Annotated in this window: 19 protein-coding genes and 1 pseudogene; 8 read left to right on the top strand and 12 right to left on the bottom strand. The window is 35.8% G+C overall.

The genetic code is table 11. The features are described 5' to 3' along the window. Positions 1 to 13: 13 nt before the first annotated feature. From ACEN2F_RS06140 to ACEN2F_RS06125, 4 genes are all read right to left on the bottom strand, one after another. On the bottom strand, positions 14 to 1,597 hold the full coding sequence (locus ACEN2F_RS06140; RefSeq protein WP_441736947.1) for an MDR family MFS transporter: 1,584 nt from the start codon (positions 1,595 to 1,597) through the stop codon (positions 14 to 16). Positions 1,598 to 1,672: 75 nt separating this feature from the next. Beyond that, positions 1,673 to 2,752, bottom strand: a complete 1,080-nt coding sequence (locus tag ACEN2F_RS06135) for an HlyD family secretion protein (protein WP_441736944.1) — start codon at positions 2,750 to 2,752, stop codon at positions 1,673 to 1,675. A 10-nt stretch (positions 2,753 to 2,762) separates the two neighbouring features. Continuing rightward, positions 2,763 to 4,088, bottom strand: a complete 1,326-nt coding sequence (locus tag ACEN2F_RS06130; RefSeq protein WP_441736941.1) for a TolC family protein — start codon at positions 4,086 to 4,088, stop codon at positions 2,763 to 2,765. A 52-nt stretch (positions 4,089 to 4,140) separates the two neighbouring features. Next, positions 4,141 to 4,794, bottom strand: coding sequence for a TetR/AcrR family transcriptional regulator (locus tag ACEN2F_RS06125; protein WP_441736938.1), 654 nt, complete (start codon positions 4,792 to 4,794; stop codon positions 4,141 to 4,143). A 390-nt stretch (positions 4,795 to 5,184) separates the two neighbouring features. Here ACEN2F_RS06125 and ACEN2F_RS06120 point away from each other — a divergent pair, with 390 nt between their 5' ends. Next, on the top strand, positions 5,185 to 5,730 hold the full coding sequence (locus tag ACEN2F_RS06120) for a DUF4494 domain-containing protein (protein ID WP_441736935.1): 546 nt from the start codon (positions 5,185 to 5,187) through the stop codon (positions 5,728 to 5,730). Between the two features lie 315 nt (positions 5,731 to 6,045). Here ACEN2F_RS06120 and ACEN2F_RS06115 read toward each other — a convergent pair whose 3' ends face one another. The 5 genes from ACEN2F_RS06115 to ACEN2F_RS06095 all read right to left on the bottom strand — a co-directional run bounded on the left by ACEN2F_RS06115 (position 6,046) and on the right by ACEN2F_RS06095 (position 8,861). Continuing rightward, positions 6,046 to 6,480, bottom strand: a complete 435-nt coding sequence (locus ACEN2F_RS06115; protein ID WP_441736932.1) for an RrF2 family transcriptional regulator — start codon at positions 6,478 to 6,480, stop codon at positions 6,046 to 6,048. A gap of 62 nt (positions 6,481 to 6,542) precedes the next feature. Further along, positions 6,543 to 6,749, bottom strand: a complete 207-nt coding sequence (locus tag ACEN2F_RS06110) for a hypothetical protein (RefSeq protein ID WP_441736929.1) — start codon at positions 6,747 to 6,749, stop codon at positions 6,543 to 6,545. Between the two features lie 69 nt (positions 6,750 to 6,818). Further along, on the bottom strand, positions 6,819 to 7,007 hold the full coding sequence (locus ACEN2F_RS06105; RefSeq protein WP_441736928.1) for a hypothetical protein: 189 nt from the start codon (positions 7,005 to 7,007) through the stop codon (positions 6,819 to 6,821). Positions 7,008 to 7,308: 301 nt separating this feature from the next. Then, complete coding sequence (locus tag ACEN2F_RS06100; protein WP_441736926.1) at positions 7,309 to 8,490, bottom strand: hypothetical protein; 1,182 nt, start codon at positions 8,488 to 8,490, stop codon at positions 7,309 to 7,311. Positions 8,491 to 8,522: 32 nt separating this feature from the next. Continuing rightward, entirely contained in the window at positions 8,523 to 8,861 is a 339-nt protein-coding gene (locus ACEN2F_RS06095; protein WP_441736923.1) for a hypothetical protein, read from the bottom strand. 181 nt (positions 8,862 to 9,042) lie between these two features. On the opposite strand from ACEN2F_RS06095, the pseudogene ACEN2F_RS06090 reads away from it, so the two are divergent. From ACEN2F_RS06090 to ACEN2F_RS06060, 7 genes and pseudogenes are all read left to right on the top strand, one after another. Continuing rightward, positions 9,043 to 9,363, top strand: a pseudogene (locus tag ACEN2F_RS06090) (c-type cytochrome); the annotation flags it as partial. A gap of 181 nt (positions 9,364 to 9,544) precedes the next feature. After that, complete coding sequence (locus ACEN2F_RS06085; protein ID WP_441736920.1) at positions 9,545 to 9,850, top strand: hypothetical protein; 306 nt, start codon at positions 9,545 to 9,547, stop codon at positions 9,848 to 9,850. Between the two features lie 1,012 nt (positions 9,851 to 10,862). Then, complete coding sequence (locus ACEN2F_RS06080) at positions 10,863 to 12,176, top strand: TolC family protein (RefSeq protein ID WP_441736917.1); 1,314 nt, start codon at positions 10,863 to 10,865, stop codon at positions 12,174 to 12,176. A 62-nt stretch (positions 12,177 to 12,238) separates the two neighbouring features. After that, positions 12,239 to 13,318 (top strand): efflux RND transporter periplasmic adaptor subunit, encoded by a 1,080-nt coding sequence (locus tag ACEN2F_RS06075; RefSeq protein ID WP_441736914.1) that lies wholly within the window; start codon positions 12,239 to 12,241, stop codon positions 13,316 to 13,318. Positions 13,319 to 13,503: 185 nt separating this feature from the next. Further along, positions 13,504 to 16,695: an efflux RND transporter permease subunit gene (locus ACEN2F_RS06070; protein ID WP_441736912.1), complete on the top strand. Its 3,192-nt coding sequence runs from the start codon at positions 13,504 to 13,506 to the stop codon at positions 16,693 to 16,695. Positions 16,696 to 16,762: 67 nt separating this feature from the next. After that, positions 16,763 to 17,068: a hypothetical protein gene (locus tag ACEN2F_RS06065; protein WP_441736909.1), complete on the top strand. Its 306-nt coding sequence runs from the start codon at positions 16,763 to 16,765 to the stop codon at positions 17,066 to 17,068. A 15-nt stretch (positions 17,069 to 17,083) separates the two neighbouring features. Then, positions 17,084 to 17,269 carry a YgaP family membrane protein gene (locus ACEN2F_RS06060; RefSeq protein ID WP_441736906.1) on the top strand — a complete coding sequence of 62 codons (186 nt, stop codon included), beginning with the start codon at positions 17,084 to 17,086 and terminating at the stop codon, positions 17,267 to 17,269. Positions 17,270 to 17,446: 177 nt separating this feature from the next. Here ACEN2F_RS06060 and ACEN2F_RS06055 read toward each other — a convergent pair whose 3' ends face one another. From ACEN2F_RS06055 to ACEN2F_RS06045, 3 genes are read right to left on the bottom strand one after another with little or no spacing between them, the layout of a single operon-like run. Then, a complete protein-coding gene (locus tag ACEN2F_RS06055) occupies positions 17,447 to 18,538 on the bottom strand; it encodes an efflux RND transporter periplasmic adaptor subunit (RefSeq protein ID WP_441736903.1) in 1,092 nt (363 codons plus the stop codon). Continuing rightward, a complete protein-coding gene (locus ACEN2F_RS06050; RefSeq protein ID WP_441737542.1) occupies positions 18,528 to 21,770 on the bottom strand; it encodes an efflux RND transporter permease subunit in 3,243 nt (1,080 codons plus the stop codon). The genes ACEN2F_RS06055 and ACEN2F_RS06050 overlap by 11 nt, the downstream gene beginning before the upstream one ends. Positions 21,771 to 21,824: 54 nt before the next feature. Continuing rightward, on the bottom strand, positions 21,825 to 23,288 hold the full coding sequence (locus tag ACEN2F_RS06045) for a TolC family protein (protein WP_441736900.1): 1,464 nt from the start codon (positions 23,286 to 23,288) through the stop codon (positions 21,825 to 21,827). Positions 23,289 to 23,329 lie beyond the last annotated feature (41 nt).

Here is a 23,329-nt window from a genome sequence, read left to right as displayed (position 1 = left end):
AATTGCCTCTTTATTAATGCATGGCATCAGCAGGGTTGATTTTGTTTTTTCCTTTTTTGATAAAAAAGATGATTGGAATACAACACAAAAACATAATTCCCAGATACATAAAAATATCCATGTACGATAAGACGGTACTTTGTTTCAAAACCGAATAATCAAGAACCTGATAGGCTTTTTTTAGCGATTCATTAGCACTAAATCCTTTTGACATAAATCCATTTTGCAACATGATAACGCGTTGCTGCACTTCGAACTTAGTTGCGTCTAAATGAGCAACTAAATTTACTCGGTGTTCTTGACTAAACCGGGTGATAAAGGTTGTGATAATGGCAATACCAAACGAACCTCCCAATTGTCGCATCATTCCTGTAAAAGCTGCTCCCTCGCCAATATCTTTTCCTTTTAAGGTAGATAGTGACAAAGTTGTTATAGGTACAAAGAGAAGTCCCAAACCTATTCCTCTTAAAATCAATCCCCAGTAAAGATGTTCAACGCCAGTATTTGGCGTCATACTGTTGTGCATCATTAGTGTAAAGAAAAAGAAAATTAAAAAACCAAGACCAACCATATAACTTTGTGGAACACCTCTTTGAATTAGTTTACCAATGATAGGCATCATAATAGCAGTGGTTATTGAACCCGGAATCAGCAATAATCCAGCATCTGTTGCGGTCCAGCCTAGAATAGTTTGGGTATAAATAGGAATTATTAATGTGGAACCATAAAGACCAAAGCCTAAAATGAAACACATTATGACCCCAATACGTAGATTTCCATCTTTTAAAACCCTCAAATTGACAATGGGATGTTTATAAGTCATTTCTCTCCAAATAAATGATATCAAGCCAAATACTGAAATTGTACTCAAGAATATAATTATTTTACTGTTGAACCAATCATCCTGCTGCCCGTGTTCTAGAACATATTGCAGCGAACCAATAAATACAGTCAAAATAAAAATACCCAACCAATCGACTTGATTGGCCTTGAGTTTTTCGCCATATTTAGGACTTTTAACAAAAGTAATAGCTAAAATGGTTGCTACGATACCAATGGGAATATTGATATAAAAAATATAAGGCCAAGAGAAATTATCTACAATATAACCACCCAAAGGGGGACCTAAAGTAGGACCAACAATTACTCCCATTCCATAAATAGCCTGAGCCATACCTCGTTTTGCAATAGGGTAACTTTCTGTTATGATAGTTTGTGCTGTTACTAATAATGCACCACCACCTAAGCCCTGAATAAATCTAAAAGCAATAAGTTCCCAGATATTATTAGCGTTGCCGCACAAAAAAGAAGCTACAGTAAAAATAATAATTGAAGTCACAAAATAATTACGTCTTCCAAATTGTTGTGAAAGCCAACTGGTCATCGGGATTACAATCACGTTTGCAATTGCGTAAGCGGTAATTACCCAAGCAACATCATTTAAGGTGGCGCCCAGACTTCCTCTCATGTTAGTCAGTGCTACATTGACAATCGTGGTATCTACAATTTCGAGTAAAGCACAAAGTACTGCTGTAATCGTAATAAGAACTCGTCTGTAGCCATATTCTACTAAATCGTCTTCTCCTGCTTGTGCCATTTATACTTTGGTGTAAACTATCGTTTTCTTAAAATAGATGCCTTTTTTCAACTATTCTGAATTTAAAAAATTGCTTTAATCTAAATGTACATCGACATCTACATTCATTCCAGGACGTAGTAATTTTATTTTTTCAGGATCATTTGTTGGACTCAAACTTATCTTAACTGGTAATCTTTGAATCGTTTTTACAAAGTTTCCTGTAGCGTTATCAGGTGGTAACAATGAAAATCGGGATCCTGTTGCTGGACTAAATGAAGTAATTGCTCCCTGAAAATCATAGCCAGGATACGCATCTACTTTTACAGTAACTTTTTGTCCAACAACCATTTTATTGAGCTGTGTTTCTTTGAAATTAGCAACTACCCAAGCTTCATTGTTGTTAATAATATAAAATAACGATTGTCCAGGCTGAACCAATTGTCCAGGCTGAATATCAATTTTTGAAACCTGTCCGTCGATAGCGGCAGTAACAGCGGTGTAGGTTAAATTTAATTTTGCGGCTTCCAGCATTGCCTTAGCTCTTTGAATATTGGCTGCCGCTACTTCTGTTTGCTTACTTGAAACTTTGGATTTAGCCACAATAACTGATTTTTGAAAAGCCGTTGCCCGTTCTTGCTGTTGTAAAACACGAACTTGACTTTCAGCTTCTAATTTTGCTGCTAAAGCTTGTTCGTATTGTTGTTTTGTGATCGAGTGACTTTTGTATAAATTCTCGTAGCGGTTGTAGTCACTAGTAATGCGTCCCAATCTTATTTTTGCCGATTCAATATTTCCACTTGCTGTTTGCACATTAGCATCTGATACAGAAATGCTGGCCAATGCACTGCCAATATCGGCTTTTGTCACTTCAAAATTACCTTCAGCACCAATCATGGCTGCAGTAGCTTCTTCAATTTTTAATTGATAATCTCTTTTATCAATCGTAAAAAGCGTATCTCCTTTTTTTACAAAATCATTGTCCTTGATATACACTTTATCCACATAACCAGAAACTCTTGGAATAATTGGGTTCATGTTTTTCTCAATTTGTGCATCATCCGTTTCCTCATGAGATTGCGAATGTAAGTATTTGAAAGTCCCGTAAGTCCCACCTAAAACTACCAAAGCCACAAGGATTATGATAAATTTTGTATTTGTTTTTTTGTTTTCCATGGTAGGTATATTATAATTTTGAAATAGTAAAGGTTTGCGATAATTGTCCGGTAACGGAGAGTAACTCGTAGTATTTTTGAATGGTATTGGCTTTTGCCAAAGCTTTATTGATCGTAGAACTCAATTGCTCTACATCGGCTTCCAGTAAATCATTGGTGTCCGAAAGTCCGTTATCATATTTGTCTTTTATAATTCTATAATTTTCGGTGGCTTGCTGTTGTGCTTCCTCGTAAACTGTATTTTGTTTTAAAGCCAAATCATAATCTTCAATCGCTTTTTGAACCTGAATCTTGATGTAATCAGTCAAAATAGCTTCTGAGCTTTGAACTTCTAAAAACCGATTTTCTGCGAGCTTGACTAATGTTCCATTTTTTAGAATAGCACTCAAATCATACGATAGTCCGATGCCGATATTCATTGCGTTTTGTACGGTAATTACATTGCTCAAGTCTAGCGCAGTATATCCGCCAACAAGTGCAATTACTGGATAATAAGATCCTTTTGCTATTCTGATATTTGCCTCACTTGCTTTTCCCTGAAACCGAATGGCTTCTAAGTCTTTTCGATTTTCTAAAGCCGGTACTTCATTTTTAGGGACATTCGTCATTTGGAAATCAGCAAAATCTTCTTCCCGAATTTCGAGTTTGGTGTCTGGATTTAATTTTAAAAGTGTAACTAGATAAAAGTTGATGACCTTCAAGTTTGTATTGGTCTCATCTAATGACAATTGAATTTTTGAAGCTTGTAATTTAGATTTCAGCAAGTCATTTCGGGGAATGATTCCATTTTTTTCGAGGGCTACAAAATCTTTTACGCGTTGTTTAGCACTTTTTTGATTCTCTAATAGTAGCTCGATTGTTTTTTGAGCTTTGTACAAACTAGCATAATAATCAATCACCCGCAAAGCGATTTCTTCCTTAGTTTGTGCAGCAGTAGCCATCTCTGCCTCATATAAATTTTGATAAGCGCTAATGCTGTTTTTAATTTTAAAACCAGAGAAAACAGGAACAGTAGCATTCAATTGTCCCACCATCAATTGATTGACAATAGGAAGTTGCTCGGTATTATTGTTTTGGTTTAGTTTAAAATTTACTGAGGCATTTGCCAATCTTTGGTACTGACCGGATAGTTTTAAATCAGGATATTGATTGTTTTTTGTAGTTTGCAATTCGTATTTTTTGGTTTTTACTTTCGTATTGGCCAGTGTTACTTCATTGCTTTTGGTCCACGCCAAATTAATGGCTTCGTTCAATGTTAAACTTGTTTTTTCTTGTGCTTCTACTGATGAAATTCCAATAAAGAAAATCCCAAAGAGCATGAATTGACTAACTTTCATACGTAGATAATTTTTGTTTTTTAGAGGAGTAGAGCGTTGGCATAGGTTATAATTATTGTTTGCATTGCATTTCTGTTGTGCTCATTTCATATATCAGAAGTGCTTTTATTGTCTGTTGAATGTGCTTTGTCAAATTAGTTTTGATGTAATTATTGTACAAATCTTCTGTTTTTAAGTTTAATAAATTTTCGAAGAAAGGTTTGTTCATGTGAAAATGAAAAAATGTACCTAAGATTGTTGGCGTGATTAGCGGAATAATGACGTCTTTTCTGAAAATACCTTTTCTCTGACCTTCTTCAATAATGGTTTCAAGAGATTTTAGATTTCCTTTTCTTAGTTCGGAAAAAGCTTGAAGGTTTTGTTCTCTTTTTTTAGACGTGAATTCAAAATGTAAAATGCGGTATATTCCTCTGTTGTTGTTGATTCTATTAATGTACAATTCAATCAGTTTATTGATTTTTTCGAGGGGTTCCAGGTCTTCCTGCAACAAGTTTTCCAATTGATTTTTAAGGTCTGAAGTTCGATACACAATTAGCGATTCTAACAATCGTTCTTTGGATCCAAAATAATAGGAAACCATAGCAACATTAATCTTTGCTAATTTTGCAATATTTCTAATGGAAGTGCCGTCAAATCCTTTTTCTGCAAAAAGAGTTTCTGCGACTTTTAGGATTAGAATTTGTTTGTCGTTAAAAGTATCTTTCAATTGAATTTATATTTTACAAAAACAAATCTAAACAAGCGTTTAATTTAAACAACTGTTTGGTTTTTGTTTAACAAAATTTTAACTTTAAAAATAAACGAGAATTGTTTTTTTTTAAATGCTTGTTCGTCTGGATACTGCAAGGATATTTTTAGCGATGAAATTTTTGTAGTGTACAAATTAATCCTTTCGCAATATTTAAAATTGATACTTTTAGACTATTTGTTTAGTAGATGCAGTTACCGCAACCTCTAATTTTTGCAAAATTTTTTTAAAAGTAGTATTTTGGTAACATTGATTTTTTTATCTCAAATTGTGAATATCTATTTTGCAAATCATGCTGTTTTTTTACTTTAAAATCTATCTTTGACATCCTTAAAAAAAAAAAAAGAAATGAGCACAACTTGGTACGAATGCAAAGTAAAATATAGAAAAACGGATGAAACTGGCGCACAAAAAATTACAACAGAACCCTACTTAGTAGATGCGTTATCTTACACCGAAGCTGAAAGTAGAATCAATGAAGAAATGTCGGCTTATATCAGTGAAGAATTTAAAATCACTACTATAAAAGTGGCTAATTATGCAGAGATTCATCCTTTTGAAAATGCAGATCGCTGGTTTAGAGCTAAAGTTTCATTACTGGCGTACGATGAAGAAAGTGGTAAAGAACGCAAGACTAATATGTACTTATTAGTACAAGCTAATGATGTAAAAGAAGCTTACGATAATACGATTAGTGTGATGAAAGGCACAATGGGAGATTACACCATTCCGGCAGTATCTGAATCTCCTATTATGGATGTATTTCCATATTTTAGCGGCGAAGAAGGAGAATTGGAACAGTTAGAAAGGTTCAATGCACTCAAAAGTTCTAAACCAGAAGCTACTGCTGAAATTGTAGATCACATGGAATTTGAACCAGAAACTGCAAATTAGATCTTTGATTATCTACTACAATATAATTTATATTTTTACACAGAAGAGGGCTTTAAGTCCTCTTCTTTATTTATCAGGAAGTACTTGTGATCGTGAAAATTTGGAAAGCAATCACAAAAAGAAGTAATAAAAATTTTAGTGCGTAACCATGTTTATTCTGCAAAGAACTTAGACATTTGCATTTTTCAAATTTTAAAAAGCATATTAAATTTTATAATTTGTCTTTTTGAGACAATACAATTAGTTGTAAATGTTGTTTTTAATGGTAGGTATTTGCAATTAGCACTTTTATTTAAGATGCAAAATCAACTTTAGTTAATACCTAAGGAAAGTTTCTCCTGATTTTAATCCCGTTGCTAATTCTTCAAGATTGGTGTTTTCAAGCATGAAAGCCAATTCATTTCTAATCGCCTTGAATTTATCGTGAACAGGACATGGATGATTTTCGGAGCAGTGACTTAATCCAAGACCGCAACCAGTAAAAACGCGATCTCCGTCAAGTGCCGTTACAATTTGGGATAGTTTTATTTGGCTCATCGTTTCTCTTGGGATTTCAAAACCGCCACCAACTCCTTTGATCGAATTGATGATATTAGCTCTGGATAATATTTGTAAAATTTTAGCTGTAAAAGCCTCAGGAGAATCTATTTTTTTAGCAATAGCTCGTAATCCAACTCTATTGTTTTGAAAGGATTCTGAAGCTATAAAAATGGTAGCTCGAATTCCGTATTCACAGGTTTTAGAAAACATAATCGTTTTTTTATAAATTTATAGCAATGAGTGCTCTTTTTTATTGTTTGGGTTGGTAATTTTTATATCCAAAAAGGATCATCATTCTTTTCTACAAAAGACTTTTCGAGATGAATTTCTTTAATTTTAGATAATTGCTCTTGTTTCGCTATTTTTTGGATTTCAACAAACAAAATGCGCTCTTCATACCTTATATGTGCTTCTAATTCTTCTTCAATTAATCCTAAAGCCACCTCCAGATTCGCAGTTTGCTTGAATAAGCGTTTCAACCTACGATGTTCTGATAGCGCTTTTTTTGTAAGGTCATTTTCAGCTCCTAGAATGGGAAAAACGTATTTTTATTCTAATTCGAAATGTGGTTTCAAATGCGTTTTAAAAAACCAATCTGTATATTTTTTGATACGATCAGGTTCAATTTGTTTAGAAAAACCCGTTCGTATTTTCCAGCTCAATTGCAAACCATGATGATGATCGTGGCTTAAAGGTTGTAATTCTGGAGCTCTTTTTAATGGCTTGTTTGACATCATAATGTTTAAATTTAAAACCCGTTGTACTAAATGTAAGTGCCTAAATTGAAAATCAGTTCACCAATAATTGTAACGGGAAGAATATGTTAAGCTATTTAAGGCAACTTGTATGGATTATTTTTTAATTTGAAAATCACCCTAAATTTTATGATCAAGGCAATCATCACCATTGGAAACAACAAATTCAATTTTGCAAAAACCACTTTATCTTTCAAGAACCGAGAGTCAAAATTGAGTAATAAAAAACCGCTACCAAAGCTTTTTGCATTGAAAAAATGAAGGACAAGCAGTAAAAAATAATTCATGTCAATTTTGATTTATGCCTGTAAATACTGATTGTAAGAAGCAAAAGCCCTGCAGGCAAGCCAATACTAACAATAAAAAGATTTTGCTGATACATAGGAAATTCACCAATTTTAAAAAACAAATAAATCCCTTGAGTGAATAATAATATTTCGGTTAGAACAAACCCCAATAAAAATATTTTTATTCCCCAATTGACCAAACTACTTTTTGCGTTTAAGAATTTATTTTGCAAGTTGCATCCAAATAAAAAACTACTAATCATCCCCAACAAAGTTAAATGAATATAACCAATAACAAAATTCCTAATTTGATGGGAAACCTGAGCCAGTTCAGGCACTAAAGTTACTAATTGAATTCCAATTTTTAAGGTTAAAGAAAACAAAGCAAAACCGTACACAATTTTTTCAAGGGTTTGTAATGAATTGAAAAAAGTATGAAAATGAGGTTTTATAATTTTAATAAATAGTACAAAAGCTATCAATTGCAGAACTAACCCCACACCATTAATCCAATATAAAATGGGATTGCTAAGGTACCAACTAACAGCTAACGCAAAAGTCAAGATCGTAGCAATAACTAATAAAATATAAAATACATGGAATTTTTTTTCGTCAATTTTAATTTTCCATTGATGAAAAAACAAAGCAAGTACAGCAAACATAAACCAGCCGTTAAATTGAAAATGTAAAAAAAATTGTATTGCTATTTGATAAAAAGCACTTGCTTTTCCTAATAAACCTACCGCAGGACCCAAAAACCAAACCCCAAAGGTGGATACAATCATAAAAACTAAGGCGGTGCGTAAAAGTTGTTTTTTGGGCTGAGAATCTGGCTGCGAATCGTTCCAAATCAACCAACAAAAATAGTAACTGCAAAAAATATGTAACGTAGAGAAGGCAATTGAAAGTAAAGCGTATCCTTCAAAAGGAAACCGAACCATCATACCGATAACGGCGACCTGAGTGACCCAAAACAATTTGTTATAAACGGGTTTTTGTTGCGCTTCCAGCGGTACAAAAGAATGGACAATCAAACTGAAAAGCATTAGATATACCCATCCCAACATGGCAACACGGGAATGGCCGTGCAATAAAAACTGAAAATTAACACTTTCTATTGGCGCAACATACATCAAACGCAACAGCAGCCCCATGAGTGCCGCAGCAAAAAAATTCATAAAACAAATTCATAGCTAATTTTTCTTCATAATTAACCTCTAAAATGTATTTTTATGCTAGGGGTAGAAAGATTTTCTTTTTCCATTTCCTTCACAGAATACCCTAATTTTTCTAAGGTAGCTACATCATTTATAAAATGCTGAATGTAGTAATTTCCTTGATAGTTTTGCTGTTCTAAATACTGAATCATAGCTTTCATTTGGTTTTTATCAATCAAATCCGAATGTACTGTGGTGCGAACTTCAAATGGTAACTGACTTTCAATCAATAGCCGTAACGATTTTTCAAAAGGTAGAAAAAGAGAAGACTGTGTAATTTTTTCAAAATCAACGGGCATTGCTTTAAAATCCAATGCTAAATAATCAATCAATTGATTTTTAAGTAATTGATGCAACACTTCGGGGCGTGAACCACCTCCAAAAGTGAAAGATATTCATCAATAAAAATGATTTTCTACTAGTCGTCAAGAAGTAATAAACATAAACTACACTACAATGAAAAAATATATTTTATGTATCTCAATGATAGAATTTGCTTTACAAGGATACGGACAAAGTGCTGAAAAAGGAAAAGGAATTTATACTAAAACATGTATTGCTTGTCATCAAGCAGCAGGACAAGGAATTCCAGGTGCTTTTTCTCCTTTAGCAAAATCAGATTATTTAAATAAAGATGTGAATCGCGCCATAAAAGGAGTCGCAAACGGACTAAACGGCCCCATTACAGTAAATGGTAAAACTTACACTAGCGCAATGCCAGCACAGGCATTGAGCGACCAACAAATTGCAGATGCAATGACGTATGTATACGCCAGTTGGGGAAATAATAAAACTAAGGTTACACCAGCAATGGTAAAAGCCCAAAGAAAATAATTGGTACAACGCAATAGATAAAAGCCATGTTAATTATAAAAATATTTTAGCCACTATTTTTATTTCTTATTACAGCATCGCTATGGTCTCAAGTTGTTAAAATGGCTACTATAAACAGGGGAGCTTTTGTTCCCCTCTATGGAGCTACAGCAAGAAACCAGTGCAAGTTGACGCCTTTAGTATGGATATTTATCCAGTAACGAATGCCCAATTTTTGGAATTTTTAAAAAAATATCCAGAAAAATTTAATGCGCCAAATACTGTCTTGGATGTTTCCAATACTAAAATGGAAAACTATTTAGGAACAGAACTTGATATTACGACTAGTTACACCATCCAGAAAGATATTGTTGCCTCAGCAGGCTACTCTCAAATGTTTGGTTCTGCAACTTTAGAAAGGGTGAAAAATACTGCAAATGCCGCCACTACTAATAATTGGTTTTGGGCAATGATATCTTTTAGCCCTAGATTATTTAAGGTGAAATAAATAAGAGGACTATCCGTCACTAATACCATTTCGTTTTATTTTGTCATTTCGACGAAGGAGAAATCATTTCAGTTGCTCTCGTTATGTGATTTCTCCCGTTGGTCGAAATGACAAAAGCGCTAAATTTCATTCGTAATGTGTAGTTTAGTATAAGTAATGGAGAACCAAAAATGAAATTATAAAATTTGAAACGGATTAAAATCGGTTTTACCCTAAATTAGAATGGAAAGTATTTTGCCAATCAAGCTTATTTTTTATTGGTTCTGTTACAAAATAATTAGCCACTGATTCGCAGATTTTAAAAACGAAAATGAAATTATGACTATCCGTCACTAATACCATTGCGTTTTATTTTGTCATTTCGACGAAGGAGAAATCACATCAGTTGCTCTCGTTATGTGATTTCTTTCGTTGGTCGAGATGATAAAAGCGCTAAATTTCATTCGTAATGTGTAGTTTGATATAAGTAATGGAGAACCATATACTTTATTATCATTAGAGTATACATTTTGAAACTGTTTTTAGGTAATCGTAATACAAAAAGCAGACTTTTGTAAACCGTATTTTTGCTCTTTAAGGTGTTGATTTTTTTTATTGTCGAAATTCTATCATCAAGATACTAAACTCAACAAATAGGATACTTTTTTATTTTTTGGCATAATGCAATCTTTTTGAGGATTGTTTGGCTTACGTTTTGGCACTCATTTTACAATTTAATAGGATGTTTTTGAAAAAATGGCATAAATTTTTAACGATTTTTTCAGTACTTTTTACTCTTCTTTTTTTAATAAAGCGCTCCTTCTAGCTAAGATTTTATTTTCTTTAATTGATTATCAATCGGGAAGATAACCTTCAAATATTTTTTTCGATTTGTAATGATCTGATGAAACAAACAATGTATCCGTCTTATAATAAAATGGATACTTTGACGGATTTATAGCTTATGTGACATTAGTTACTGTTGAGGTATTTTCTTATATTTATCTTTGTTGTATCAATAAGAAAAATTATTATGACGCAATTAAAATCCCTTTTCTTCCTTAGTATTCTTATCGTTTCTACTGCAGGATTTAGTCAGGATACCTTGACTATTTCTAAAAAAGAAATTTGGGAAAAGACAGCCACTAAAAACCTGCAAATCAAAATAGCCAATCAGGATTTTAAGGCAGCTGCCGCTGATTACAGGCAATCTAATAGCTTGTTTTTACCTACTGTTACCGCTTCTTATACTGCAATTTCAACCACAAATCCTTTAATGGCTTTTGGTTCTAAATTAAATCAGGAAATTTTAACTGCTGCAGATTTTGATCCTGCAGTATTGAATAATCCTGCTAAAACGCAAAACTTTGCTACCAAAATTGAAGTTTTGCAGCCATTGATTAATGTAGATGGATTTTACGGAAGACAAGCGGCTAAATCTAAAATGGAAGCATTACAATTTCAAACCGAACACACCAAGGAATACCTGCAGCTCGAAGTCAATAAAGCATTCATGCAATTGCAATTGGGTTATAAAGCAGTTACCGTTTTAGAAAAAGCGAATGTAACAGCTGATGCAAATTTGAAACGGATTGAAAACTATTTCAAACAAGGAATTTTGCAAAAAACCGATGTATTGTCCGTGCAAGTACGCGTAAATGAAATTAAAAATCAATTGCAATATGCTAAAAGTAATATTCAAAATGCATCCGATTATTTAGGTTTTCTGCTAAATGAAGATACGACTAACAAAGTCTACAAACCCGCAGAAGCTCTCGAGAATAGTATTGAAATTGAAATAATTAACACCAAGCTTTCTGCTACAAGAAAAGACATTCAGGCATTAGATAAATCTTCTGACGCTTACGCAAAAATGCTTCAGTCGTCTAAAATGAATTTTTTGCCTAGATTAAATGCATTTGGTAGTTACGAATGGTATGATGACACTTTATTTGGCACCAGTGCAAAAGGATATTTAGTAGGGGCACAATTGTCTTGGGCAGTTTTTGATGGTTACAAATCCATTGGTAAAATGGAAAAAGCCAAAGCTGAATTCCAAAAATCAGAAATAGAAAATCAACAATACAAAGCACAAAGCCAATTAGATTTGAATAAAGCAAACCGACAATTGAAAGATGCGGAGAACAAAGTCAATTTATCTAAATTAATTCTAGAGCAATCACAGGAAGCATATCGAATCCGTAGCAATCGATTCACACAAGGACTTGAAAAAACAGCCGATTTATTGCAGTCGGAAACCCAAATGTTCCAAAAAGAATTAGAATTTCTGCAAGCCGTTTTTGAGTACAACTATACGCAGGAATATTTACAGTTTTTAACGAAGTAGGAGAGTTAGAGTAAAGAAGAAATATTAAAGCATCAAGAATTAAAATAAAAAATAGAAAAATCATGAAAAAAATAATAGCGATCCTTTTGATAGCGGCAGTTTTCTTAACCTCATGCGGAGGCGACAAAAAAGAATTGATTAAGGGCGAACCAGCGATTGCGGTAAAAATTAGCGGTATTTCTGCGGATACGAATAGCAATTTTGTTACTGCAAGTGGAAAAATTGAAGCAGATAAAAGTGCCAACATAAGTACTAGAATGATGGGTTATGTGACTAAAGTTCATGTGCAAATGGGACAAAAAGTAAGTGCAGGACAATTACTGGTCAGCATCAACAACACCGATTTACAAGCAAAAAAAGCACAAGTAAATGCGAGTATTATTCAAGCAACGGCAGGGTACAACAATGCCAAAAAAGATTACGATCGTTTTGTGAATTTGTTCAAGCAACAAAGTGCATCACAAAAAGAATTAGATGATATGACGGCGCGTTACGAAATAGCTAAAGCTGGTTTAGAAGGTGCCAAGCAAATGCGAAATGAAGTGACAGCACAGTTTAATTATTCAAATATTACAGCGCCATTCTCTGGCGTGGTGACCAGTACTTTTGTAAAAGAAGGTGATATGGCAAATCCGGGAATGCCACTGCTAAGTATAGAGGGCGCCTCAAAATTGCTAGTGACAGCAATGGTTTCTGAAAATGACATTGTGGCAATCAAAAAAGGAATGCTTGTTCGCGTTTTAGTAAAATCGTCAAATAAAACCCTTAATGGTAAAGTTACAGAGGTTAGTATTTCTACGGCAAATTCCGGTGGCCAATATTTGGTTAAAATAGATTTGGATAAAACCGATGGATCAATTCTCTCTGGAATGTTTGTTAATGTTCAGTTTCCTATTGAAAATGATACTAAAGTGGAGCAAACGGATCAAACTTTGGTTCTGAAAACAGCTTTGATACAAAAGGGCCAGTTAAATGGCGTGTACACCATTGGGAGCGGAAATGTTGCCATATTAAGATGGCTCCGAATTGGTAAAGACTATGGTGATCAGGTAGAAGTATTATCTGGCTTGGCAGCTAATGAGTCCTATATTATTTCGGCAGAGGGCAAGTTGTATAACGGGGCTTTAGTCCAAATTCAGTAAGCAGGACAAAGGTTGTAGCTTGAGATTGCAGCTCAGGTGGAGCCACTTGTGTACATAAAAAATAAATTTCATTGTCAATTTTGCGTGAGGGATAGAAGTGAAAATCCCACGGTTTTTAGCGTGGATTGTAACGGATAGCCCGACCCGACCTTTTGGAAGGGTCACGCCCAAACAAATTAAATAAAATGCAAGAAGGTATTTCAGGTAGAATAGCCAATTTTTTCATCAACTCTAAACTTACCATTTTGTTGATGATTGCTTTGATGATTATTGGGGTATACAGTTCTTTTTTGATTCCTAGAGAAGAAGAACCGCAAATAATTGTGCCAATGGCTGATGTCATGGTGGGATATCCCGGAGCGAGTCCCAAAGAGGTAGAAAGTCGTGTGGCTAAGCCATTAGAGAAAATTATTATGAATATAAAGGGGGTTGAACATGTGCATGCGATGGCCATGAATGGGCAGGCAATGCTGATTGTACAATTTTATGTGGGTCAGGATGTGGAGCGCTCGTACGTAAAATTATATGACGAATTAGCCAAACATGAAAATATGTTTCCGTCAGGTGTTTTTAAACCGATTGTAAAAACGCGTTCTATTGATGATGTTCCTATGTTAGGAATCACACTTTGGAGTGAAACCCGAGATGGTTTTCAGCTACGCCAAATTGCCGAAGAAGTAACTTCGGAAATTGAAAAAGTAGAGGATGTCGCTATTACAACAGAAATTGGAGGAAGCAACAGGCAACTAAAAGTGATTTTAGATAAAGATAAAATGGCAGAAAGCGGTATTGATGCCCTTGGTGTGATGCAAATGATTCAGGCCAATAACGGCCGATCGCAATCTGGAAGTTTCGTGCAAAATGATCAAGAATATCTGGTTACTACAGGACAGTTTTTGTCTAATGTTGATGACGTTGAAAACTTAGTTGTAGGTGTTAATAAAAATAGACCGGTTTATCTTAAACAAATAGCAAAGGTGCAAGATGGTCCTGCTACTCCTAAAAGTTATGTGTCTTTTGGGTATGGCAAAGCCAATGAAAAATTTAAAGATGCAAAATCTGAATATCCTGCGGTTACAATTTCAATAGGGAAAATAAAAGGAGCTGATGCCATGAAGATTTCTGAAAAGATCTTGGAAAAAGTGGATCACCTAAAACAATCAATTATAACGGATGATGTTCATGTGGATGTAACCCGTAATTACGGCGAAACTGCATCGGATAAAGTAGGTGAATTGCTATTGCATTTAGGAATTGCCATTATTGCTGTTACGGTTTTAGTAATGCTAGCCATGGGATGGCGTGGTGGATTAGTGGTTTTCTTTTCGGTTCCATTAACATTTGCTTTGACCTTATTTGCTTATTATTTATTGGGTTATACGTTGAATAGGATTACACTTTTTGCGCTAGTTTTTGTGGTGGGTATTGTGGTTGATGACAGTATTATTATTGCCGAAAACATGCACCGTCATTTCAAGATGAAGCGACTCCCTTTTAAACAAGCTGCAATTTATGCGATAAATGAAGTAGGAAATCCCACGATTTTAGCCACTTTTACGGTTATTGCGGCAATATTACCAATGGCTTTTGTATCCGGTATGATGGGACCTTATATGAGTCCGATGCCTATTGGGGCTTCAATTGCGATGATATTATCTTTATTTGTGGCGTTGACGGTGACTCCTTATTTAGGATACCATTTGCTTCAAGAAAAAGACGAGCAAAAACAAAAAGAAAATGAAGGTATGGAAACCAGTCGTATTTATAAAATATACAACAAGCTGGAACGTCCTTTTTTAGAAAGTAGTATTAAAAGAAGAATACTTTTGGCTGTTACCGTAGTATTATTATTTGGATCCGTGTTGATGTTTTTTACCAAGTCAGTAGTGGTGAAAATGCTTCCTTTTGATAATAAAAATGAATTTCAAGTTGTGATTGACATGCCAGAAGGTACCACATTAGAACGAACTTCAGCAGTTACGAAAGAAATTGCTCAGTATGTATCGACTAAACCTGAAGTGGTAAATTACCAAAATTATATAGGTACATCTGCACCTATAACGTTTAATGGATTAGTGCGTCATTATGATTTGCGTGGCGGAAGCAATATGGCTGATATTCAAGTCAACTTGTTGCATAAAGAAAATCGTGATTTACAAAGTCATGATATTGCTAAAGAAATGCGCCCTGAAATTCAAAAAATTGCTAAAAAATATGGAGCAAACGTAAAATTGATTGAAGTCCCACCTGGACCGCCAGTATTGTCAACATTAGTAGCTGAAATTTATGGACCAAATTATGAAGATCAGATAAAAGTAGCCAATCAGGTAAAGGAAATTCTTCAAAACACTTCGGACATTGTTGATATTGATTGGATGGTTGAGGATAATCAAACGGAATATAAACTAGAAATAGACAAAGAAAAAGCCATGCTGAACGGAATTGCACCGCAGCAAATAGTTGGTAATTTGACCTATTTATTGAAAGAATATCCCGTTTCGAACTTGTACGATGAAAATTCTATTGATAATATAGGAATCGTTCTTTCGCTTGACGACAAAGACAAAACGAGTTTGCAAGACATTCAAAATTTAAAAATAAAAGGCAGTCAAGGCAACATGATTCCGGTGAGCGATTTAGTAAAAATAAAAATAGACACTTTACAAAAAACCATTTACAGAAAAGATCAAAAACGCGTTGTTTATGTAACCGCAGATATGGCTGGAGCCTTAGAGAGTCCGGTGTATGCAATATTAGGAATGAATGAGAAATTAGCTAAGATAAAAGTTCCAAAAGGCTATAAAGTCAACGAATTATACATGGATCAACCCACAGATGAAACTGATTTTACCGTAAAATGGGATGGCGAATGGCAAATTACGTTAGAAGTTTTCCGTGATTTAGGAGTGGCATTTCTTGTGGTGATTGTTATCATTTACATGTTGATTGTGGGATGGTTCCAAAACTTCAAAACCCCAATGGTAATGATGTTGGCTATTCCGCTATCTCTTATAGGAATTGTGCTAGGTCATTGGTTGTTAGATGCTTATTTTACAGCTACATCATTTATAGGAATGATTGCTTTAGCGGGTGTAATGGTTCGAAATTCAGTTTTGCTGATTGATTTTATTGAGATCCGATTGAATGATGGAGTACCACTAAAACAAGCCATTATCGAGGCTGGAGCAGTGCGAACAACACCTATTTTGTTGACCACTGGTGCCGTAGTTATTGGAGCTTCTATTATTTTGTTTGATCCAATTTTTCAAGGATTGGCTATTTCGTTAGTAGCCGGAGCGATTGTTTCTACGGTGCTAACGCTAATTGTTGTGCCATTAATTTATTACGTTACAGAAAGAAAAAAATGGGAGAAATAAATAATGATGTGATTTTTAAGGTTCATTGTTGTTAAACAGAACCTGAAACTTTAAACAAAAAACAAACATGAAATTACTAATAATAACCGCCATTTCAGCATTTGAAAACGATATCAAAAAAATATTGAAACAAGCTGAGGTAAAAAATTTTAGTTACAAAGAGGTAAAAGGATATCAAGATGTTTCCGAAGAAGTTTTTGGGAACAATTGGTTTGCTACTGAAATAAACGAAACGGAATCCATTCTTATTTATGCTTTTGTAAAAAAAGAAAATGTAGATCCACTGTTTGATTTAGTTGCTTCCTTCAATAATAAACAAACAACGGTATCTCAGATTCACATTGCTGTTCTGAATATCGAAAAATCAAATTAAATTTAAAAAATAAACATGAAAAATAGAATTGTAAGAAGTATTGCTGGAAGTTTTATACTAATTAGTTTATTATTTGCGACATATGTGAACCAAAATTGGTTGTGGTTTACCGCTTTTGTAGGTGCTAATTTGCTGCAATCTTCGATCACTAAATGGTGCTTGATGGATAAAATATTAGAAAAATTAGGAGTAAAAGATTAGTAAGTAATTCAATCAATATAAAAATTGAGGACCAGACTGAATCAAAAAAGATCGGAGAAAATTATAATTAATTTAAACAAAATGAGCTCGATATAGTATCGGGCTCATTTTGTTTAAAATTGGATAGATTCAAAGATAATGAATCTTATTTTTCAATTATTGCAAATTTATTTTTGATTACTTCACCGCCGTACCGTCTTTCATTTCTTCTGAAGCTACTTTTACCAGTATAGAATTTTCAGGAATATCGCCAAAAATTTCAACGCGATTTTCCACTTGTCGGCCTTTCTGAACGACTGTTCTTTTCATTTTATTATTCTCTACTATAAATACATAGACACCATCACTAGAGGTCACCACAGCCGATTTGGGAACCACATAATTATTGTTTTTTGATTTTAGAGGCAAAAGCACTTCGGCAACCATTCCCGGCAGCAGTTTTTTAGAGGTATTCAAAACATCTAACTCTACACGTTCGGATCTAAGTTTGCTGTCTAAAGCCCCAGACATACGGGCAATTTCTGCATGGAAAGTCTCGTTATTGATTGATTTTACATTAAAAATCAGTTCATCACCAACAGTCAGATAGCCAGTATAAAGCTCGGGAACATAGACCGACAAGCGCAATTTACTCTGTTGCTGAAGCGTAAACAAAGGGGATTCCGATCCTTTTCCCGGAGATCCAACAAAGGTGCCCAGATTTACATTTCTGGCTGTGATGATTCCGTCAAAAGGCGCGCGGATTACTAGGTAGCTTTTCATAATCGCAATTTCTTTATAAGCCGCTTGGGTTGCCTGATATTGGGCATAATCTGAATTTTTTCGGGCAGCAGCTTGTTCCAGATCATTTTTGGAAATCGTTCCTTCTATTTTGCTGGTTTCAAAAAGCCTGTCGAAAGTGCTTTTGCTTGCCGTATAAATGGCTTTTTGCGAAAGCTGTCTGGACTGGGCTGCCGCCAATTGTGAACTGATTTCAGGCGCTTCTAAAATTAGTAATAACTGCCCTTTTTTTACCTGCGAACCAATATCAACTTTGAGTTCTTTGACAAAACTGCTCACTTTGGCATAAATATCCACTTGTTGGAAACCGGTCAGTTCCGCCGGAATGCGGAGTTCGGTCGTTAATTGTTCTTTACTGATGGTAAAGGTTTCGATAACCGGAGCAGTTTCTACAGGTACAATTTCTTTCTTTTCAGAAGTATTGCAGGCAGTTAAAACAGTAGCCAGGACTACAAACAGAAACGATTTTTTAAATAATTTATTTTTCATTTTGAGGGTGTAAAGATGAGATATAATGTTGGCTTTCCTTGTCTTCTGGATCTAAGGATAAAGAGTGTACCGGAGTTTTGCCCATTGCCCAGGCAAAAATTAGCGGTAAAACAAGAAGTACTGTGAAGGTAGAAAACACCAAACCGCCAATCACGGCTCTTCCTAATGGGGAAATCTGATCACCGCCTTCTCCGTGTCCGATGGCCATTGGGAGCATTCCAGCAATCATGGCGATACTGGTCATAATAATGGGACGAAGTCTCAGCGAAGCTGCGTCACGTGCCGATTGTAATGCATTGCCATTATTTTTTCGCAGCTGTTCTGCATTGGTAATCAGCAGGACGGCATTGGCAATAGAGACACCTACTGACATTATAATTCCCATATATGATTGCAAATTTAAAGTAGAACCAGTGCTTACCAGTAGCAATAAGGAACCTAAAACAACAGCTGGAACCGTGGTTAAGATGACTAATGAGATTTTAAAAGACTGGAAATTTGCAGCCAACATCAGGAAAATAACCATTATGGCAATTAGTAAACCGGTTTGCAGGCTGATCATGGTTTCCTTTAGAACCGTGCTTAAACCAATTTGCTCTATGAACAATCCTCTGGGAAGTTCCCCAAGAGAGTCAATGCTTTGCTGAACAACTTTAGAAGCGGTTCCCAAATCAACGTGATCGATATTGGCTGTCACTGAAATGTAAGGCATGGCTCCAATATTGTCATTTTCTCCATACGTAAAAGAAGGGGTAATTGTCGCCACATCACTTAAAACCGGACGGGATGCATTTTTAAGCAACGGAATTTCTTTCAGATCATTTTGGCTTTTCATCTTATTTAAAGGAACCTGCACCTGAACATTATAAGCGAATCCCGCTTTTTCATCGATCCAAATATTCTTTTCGGTATATTGTGATGAGGAAGTAGAAGCGATCAGGGAACGTGAAATGTCATTCATGTCAATTCCTAATTGGGCAGCACGTGTTCTGTCAATTGTGATGTCCAGTGCAGGATATTTTATAGGCTGGGCAATCTGAACATCTCTCAAATAATCAATTTTATTCAGTTTTGCGATGAGTTTCTTGGCAAAGGCTTCATTTCGCTTTTTATTTTTCCCGGCTATCCTGATTTCAATTGGAGTTGGGGAACCTTGGCTCAGGACTTTATCCGTCAGTTCGATAGGTTCGAAAGAAATTTTGATATCGGGCAATATCTTTTTAATGCGCTGACGGAATTCATCTTTGAAAACATCCATATCCACATGATAGTCTTTCAAACCAATCTGGAAAACTGCCTCATGAGGTCCGGCCGTAAACAAATAGATGGGTGAAACGGAAAATATGGCGGGATGCTGACCCACATAAACGGAGGATATCGCGACGTGTTCTTTGCCAATCATTTTTTCCAGTTCGTTGAGTACTGTTATTGCTTTATCTTCGGTACTTTCCAAACGGGTTCCGTCCGGCGCCCGCAGTCTCATTTGGAATTGACTCGAATTGACTTTTGGGAATACATCCTGCCCGATAGTATTCAACAGTAAAAACACCAAACCGGCTGATAGTAAAAGATACAACAACGTAATCGGTTTTTTATAGTTAAAAAGCCGATTGATGAATCGCATATACCGGTTTCTGAATCGTTCAAAAAAGTTGATTTTGCCGTCATTGTTAAAATCGGCTCTTTGAACCAGGATTTTTTTCTGGTCAAAAGTGTCTTCTTCGGATGCTTTAGTGAGTCCCGATGCATTAAACTCCGCTTCGTCATCGGTAATACTCGACGGATGCTCTTTTTTTGGATGGGCTTTCATCAGCCAGTTGGCCATCACCGGAACAAAGGTTTGCGAAAGTAAAAAAGACACAATCATTGAAAATCCAATCGCTAATGCCAATGGCAGAAACAACGCACCGGGAATTCCGGTCATCGTAAATGCAGGTGCAAAAACGGCCAAAATACAAAGCAGGATTAACAATTTGGGCAAAGCTATTTCTTTACAGGCATCCCAAATAGCCAAGGCCTTGGGCTTACCCATATCTAAATGCTGATGGATATTCTCGATGGTTACCGTACTTTCATCAACCAGGATTCCAATTGCAAGAGCCAGACCACTTAAGGACATAAGATTGATTGTTTGCCCAAATAGTTTCAAGAATAACACACCCGAAATAATCGCAATGGGAATGGTGAGTATGACAATCAATGCTGCTCTTCGATCTCCAAGAAACAATAAAACCATCAGCCCTGTAAGAACCGCACCGATAATCCCTTCGATAATTAAACTTTTTAGAGAATTAATCACATGAACCGATTGGTCAAATTCATACGATAGCGTAACATCATCCGGTAAAGTGCTCTGTATTTTTGGGAGTTGTGATTTCAATTTTTGGACAACATCCCAGGTCGAAGCGTCTCCGGCCTTCGCAATGCTGATGTAAACCGAGCGCTTTCCATTGACCAAAGCGTATCCTGCAGTAATATCGGCGCCATCTTTCACCTGAGCGACATCGCCAAGATATAAATTCTGGACACCGCCTTTGAACAACGGTATTTTTTCAAAATCCTTGACTTTTTTAATGGTATTGTTCGTCGGGATGATGTAGTTGATATCGCCAATTCTCAGATTCCCCGAAGGTGCCGTCTGATTGTTAATACGGATGGCTTCCACAATCTGATCCGCTGTCAACTGATGGGAACGAAGCAAATCAGGATCCACATTAATTTCAATAGTTCTGGGGCTTCCGCCAAAAGGGGGTGGCGACAATAATCCTGGTATAGCAGTGAATGAAGCCCTAACATACACGTTTGCCAAGTCCTGAAGCTCATTATTAGAACGGGTTTTACTGCTCAAAACCAATTGACCGATGGGCAAGGAGGAGGCATCAAACCGAATGATAAACGGAGGCTGTGAACCCGGAGGAAATCGAGATTGGATTCTGTTGGACAGCGCACTAATTTCGGCAGCTGCTTGAGCCATATTAGTACCTTCATAATACGTCACTTTCATCAGTGTGAGTCCCTGAATATTCTTGGTCTCTATGTCTTTTACACCATTGGCTAAAATCATTACATTGACATAATTTTTGGCGAAATAGGATTCCATCTGATTGGGCGTGTAACCCGCAAAGGAGTGGGCCAAATAGATAACGGGAAGATTCATTTCGGGCAGAATGTCCACTTTAATATCACGGACGGCACCAATTCCGAAAAAGAATAATCCGGCAACCAGCACCATTATGGAGATGGGTTTGCGAAGGGCAAAACGTATTAAATTCATTGTTTTAAATAATTAAAATTCATTCATAAATAATTCAAAATCTCCCGTTGCTGCAGCTTTTATCAATAGTGATTGCCAGACATTGGTATAGATAATATCGCGATCCGTTTCGGCTCGGTTCAATGTGTATAAAGTCTGCGTAACATCGAGGAGATTGGTCAGGCCGTTTTTATACAAAGTGGTTTTTTGCAAATACGCTTGTTGCGCGGCCTGAACCTGTTTTGGAGCTTCCACATAATTTTCCAAAGCATATTTTATTTTGGCATCAGCCGCATCCGACTGTAGTTTTAATTGTTGGTCGACTACTTTGTATTCTTCCTGCAAACCTTTGGAAATCAATTTCTGGGCACTTACTTTTTTGCTCACCCGAGCAATTGTGGTCAGGTTCCAAGTAACGCCTAGACCGAACAGATAATTTTGTCTTGAAGGATCAATACCGTCTAAATAATTTTGGGAAAAAGAGTTCTGATTTGCAGCATAATCGGAGTTAAAACCAGAAGCCCGGGCTTGATAGATCCCAAATAAACTGAAGGTGGGATAGTATTCTTTTTTAAAAAGACGAAGCTGTTGTTCGCTAAATTCTACCCTGCTTTTATGATATTCCAATATCGGATTCAAACTTTCATTTGAGGTTTCTTGTGCTAGTATTGCTTTTGGTATTGTTGTGACAAAAGCAGTATCAAGCACAAAATCCTGTATAGGAACACCCATCAGCGCGATGAGTTTGTTGTTTTGTTCTTTAACTTGGTCTTTGACCTGATTCAGTGTGATTTTGGATCGGGAAACTTCGGCGGAAGCCACTGTAGAATCTACTCCGGCTAAGAGTCCATTTTTTACTTTGACTGCAGCAATGTGCTGAAAGACTTGGGCGCGTTCTAGATTTTTTCTTTGGGAAATCAGCAATTGCTGACTCGCCAATAAGTTGAGGTAAGCAGCGGCAATTTTAATTTTATGTTGGAATTTTTCCTGATCCAAATCTTTTTCGTAACGCTGGGACTCCGCTTTAGACAGATTGATTTTTTGTTTCATTCTTCCAAAAGTGAAAAAATCCCAATTGACATTGACCAGATATAAAGCACCAAACGCTGCATTCCAATTTTGCTTTTCCAACGGAAGTCCCGAGGAAGCCACGCCGAGTCCTCCAAAACCATAAAGCGGTCCGTTTTGACCGTTAACGGTTCCGTAATCCTGTTGTCCGGAGAGCGTGACATTGGGCAGATATTCTCTGCGAACCTGTTTGATTGTTTCTTTGGAAGCATCGGCATAGTTGCTTTTTACTTTAATCGTTCCGTAATTGGCAATTCCGGTTTCCAATGCCTCTTTTAGCGGAAGCGTCTGAGAAAAACCCTGAGAAAAGAAAACCAGAAATAGAAAAAGGGTTAGTTTAATTGTTGTCATTATCGTAATAAGAATATATTTGAATTGCAAAACTAGCTTGAGTTCTTCTTTTTGTACTCTGATAAATGACGAACCCATTTTATAAATGACGAATTGAATTGGTCACTTCATTGGTGCCA

It is taken from the genome of Flavobacterium sp. W20_MBD1_R3, from assembly GCF_052119725.1.
GTDB lineage: Bacteria > Bacteroidota > Bacteroidia > Flavobacteriales > Flavobacteriaceae > Flavobacterium.
Note: the sequence above shows the minus strand (reverse complement) of the source record. Positions and strands in the feature narration are given on the sequence as shown.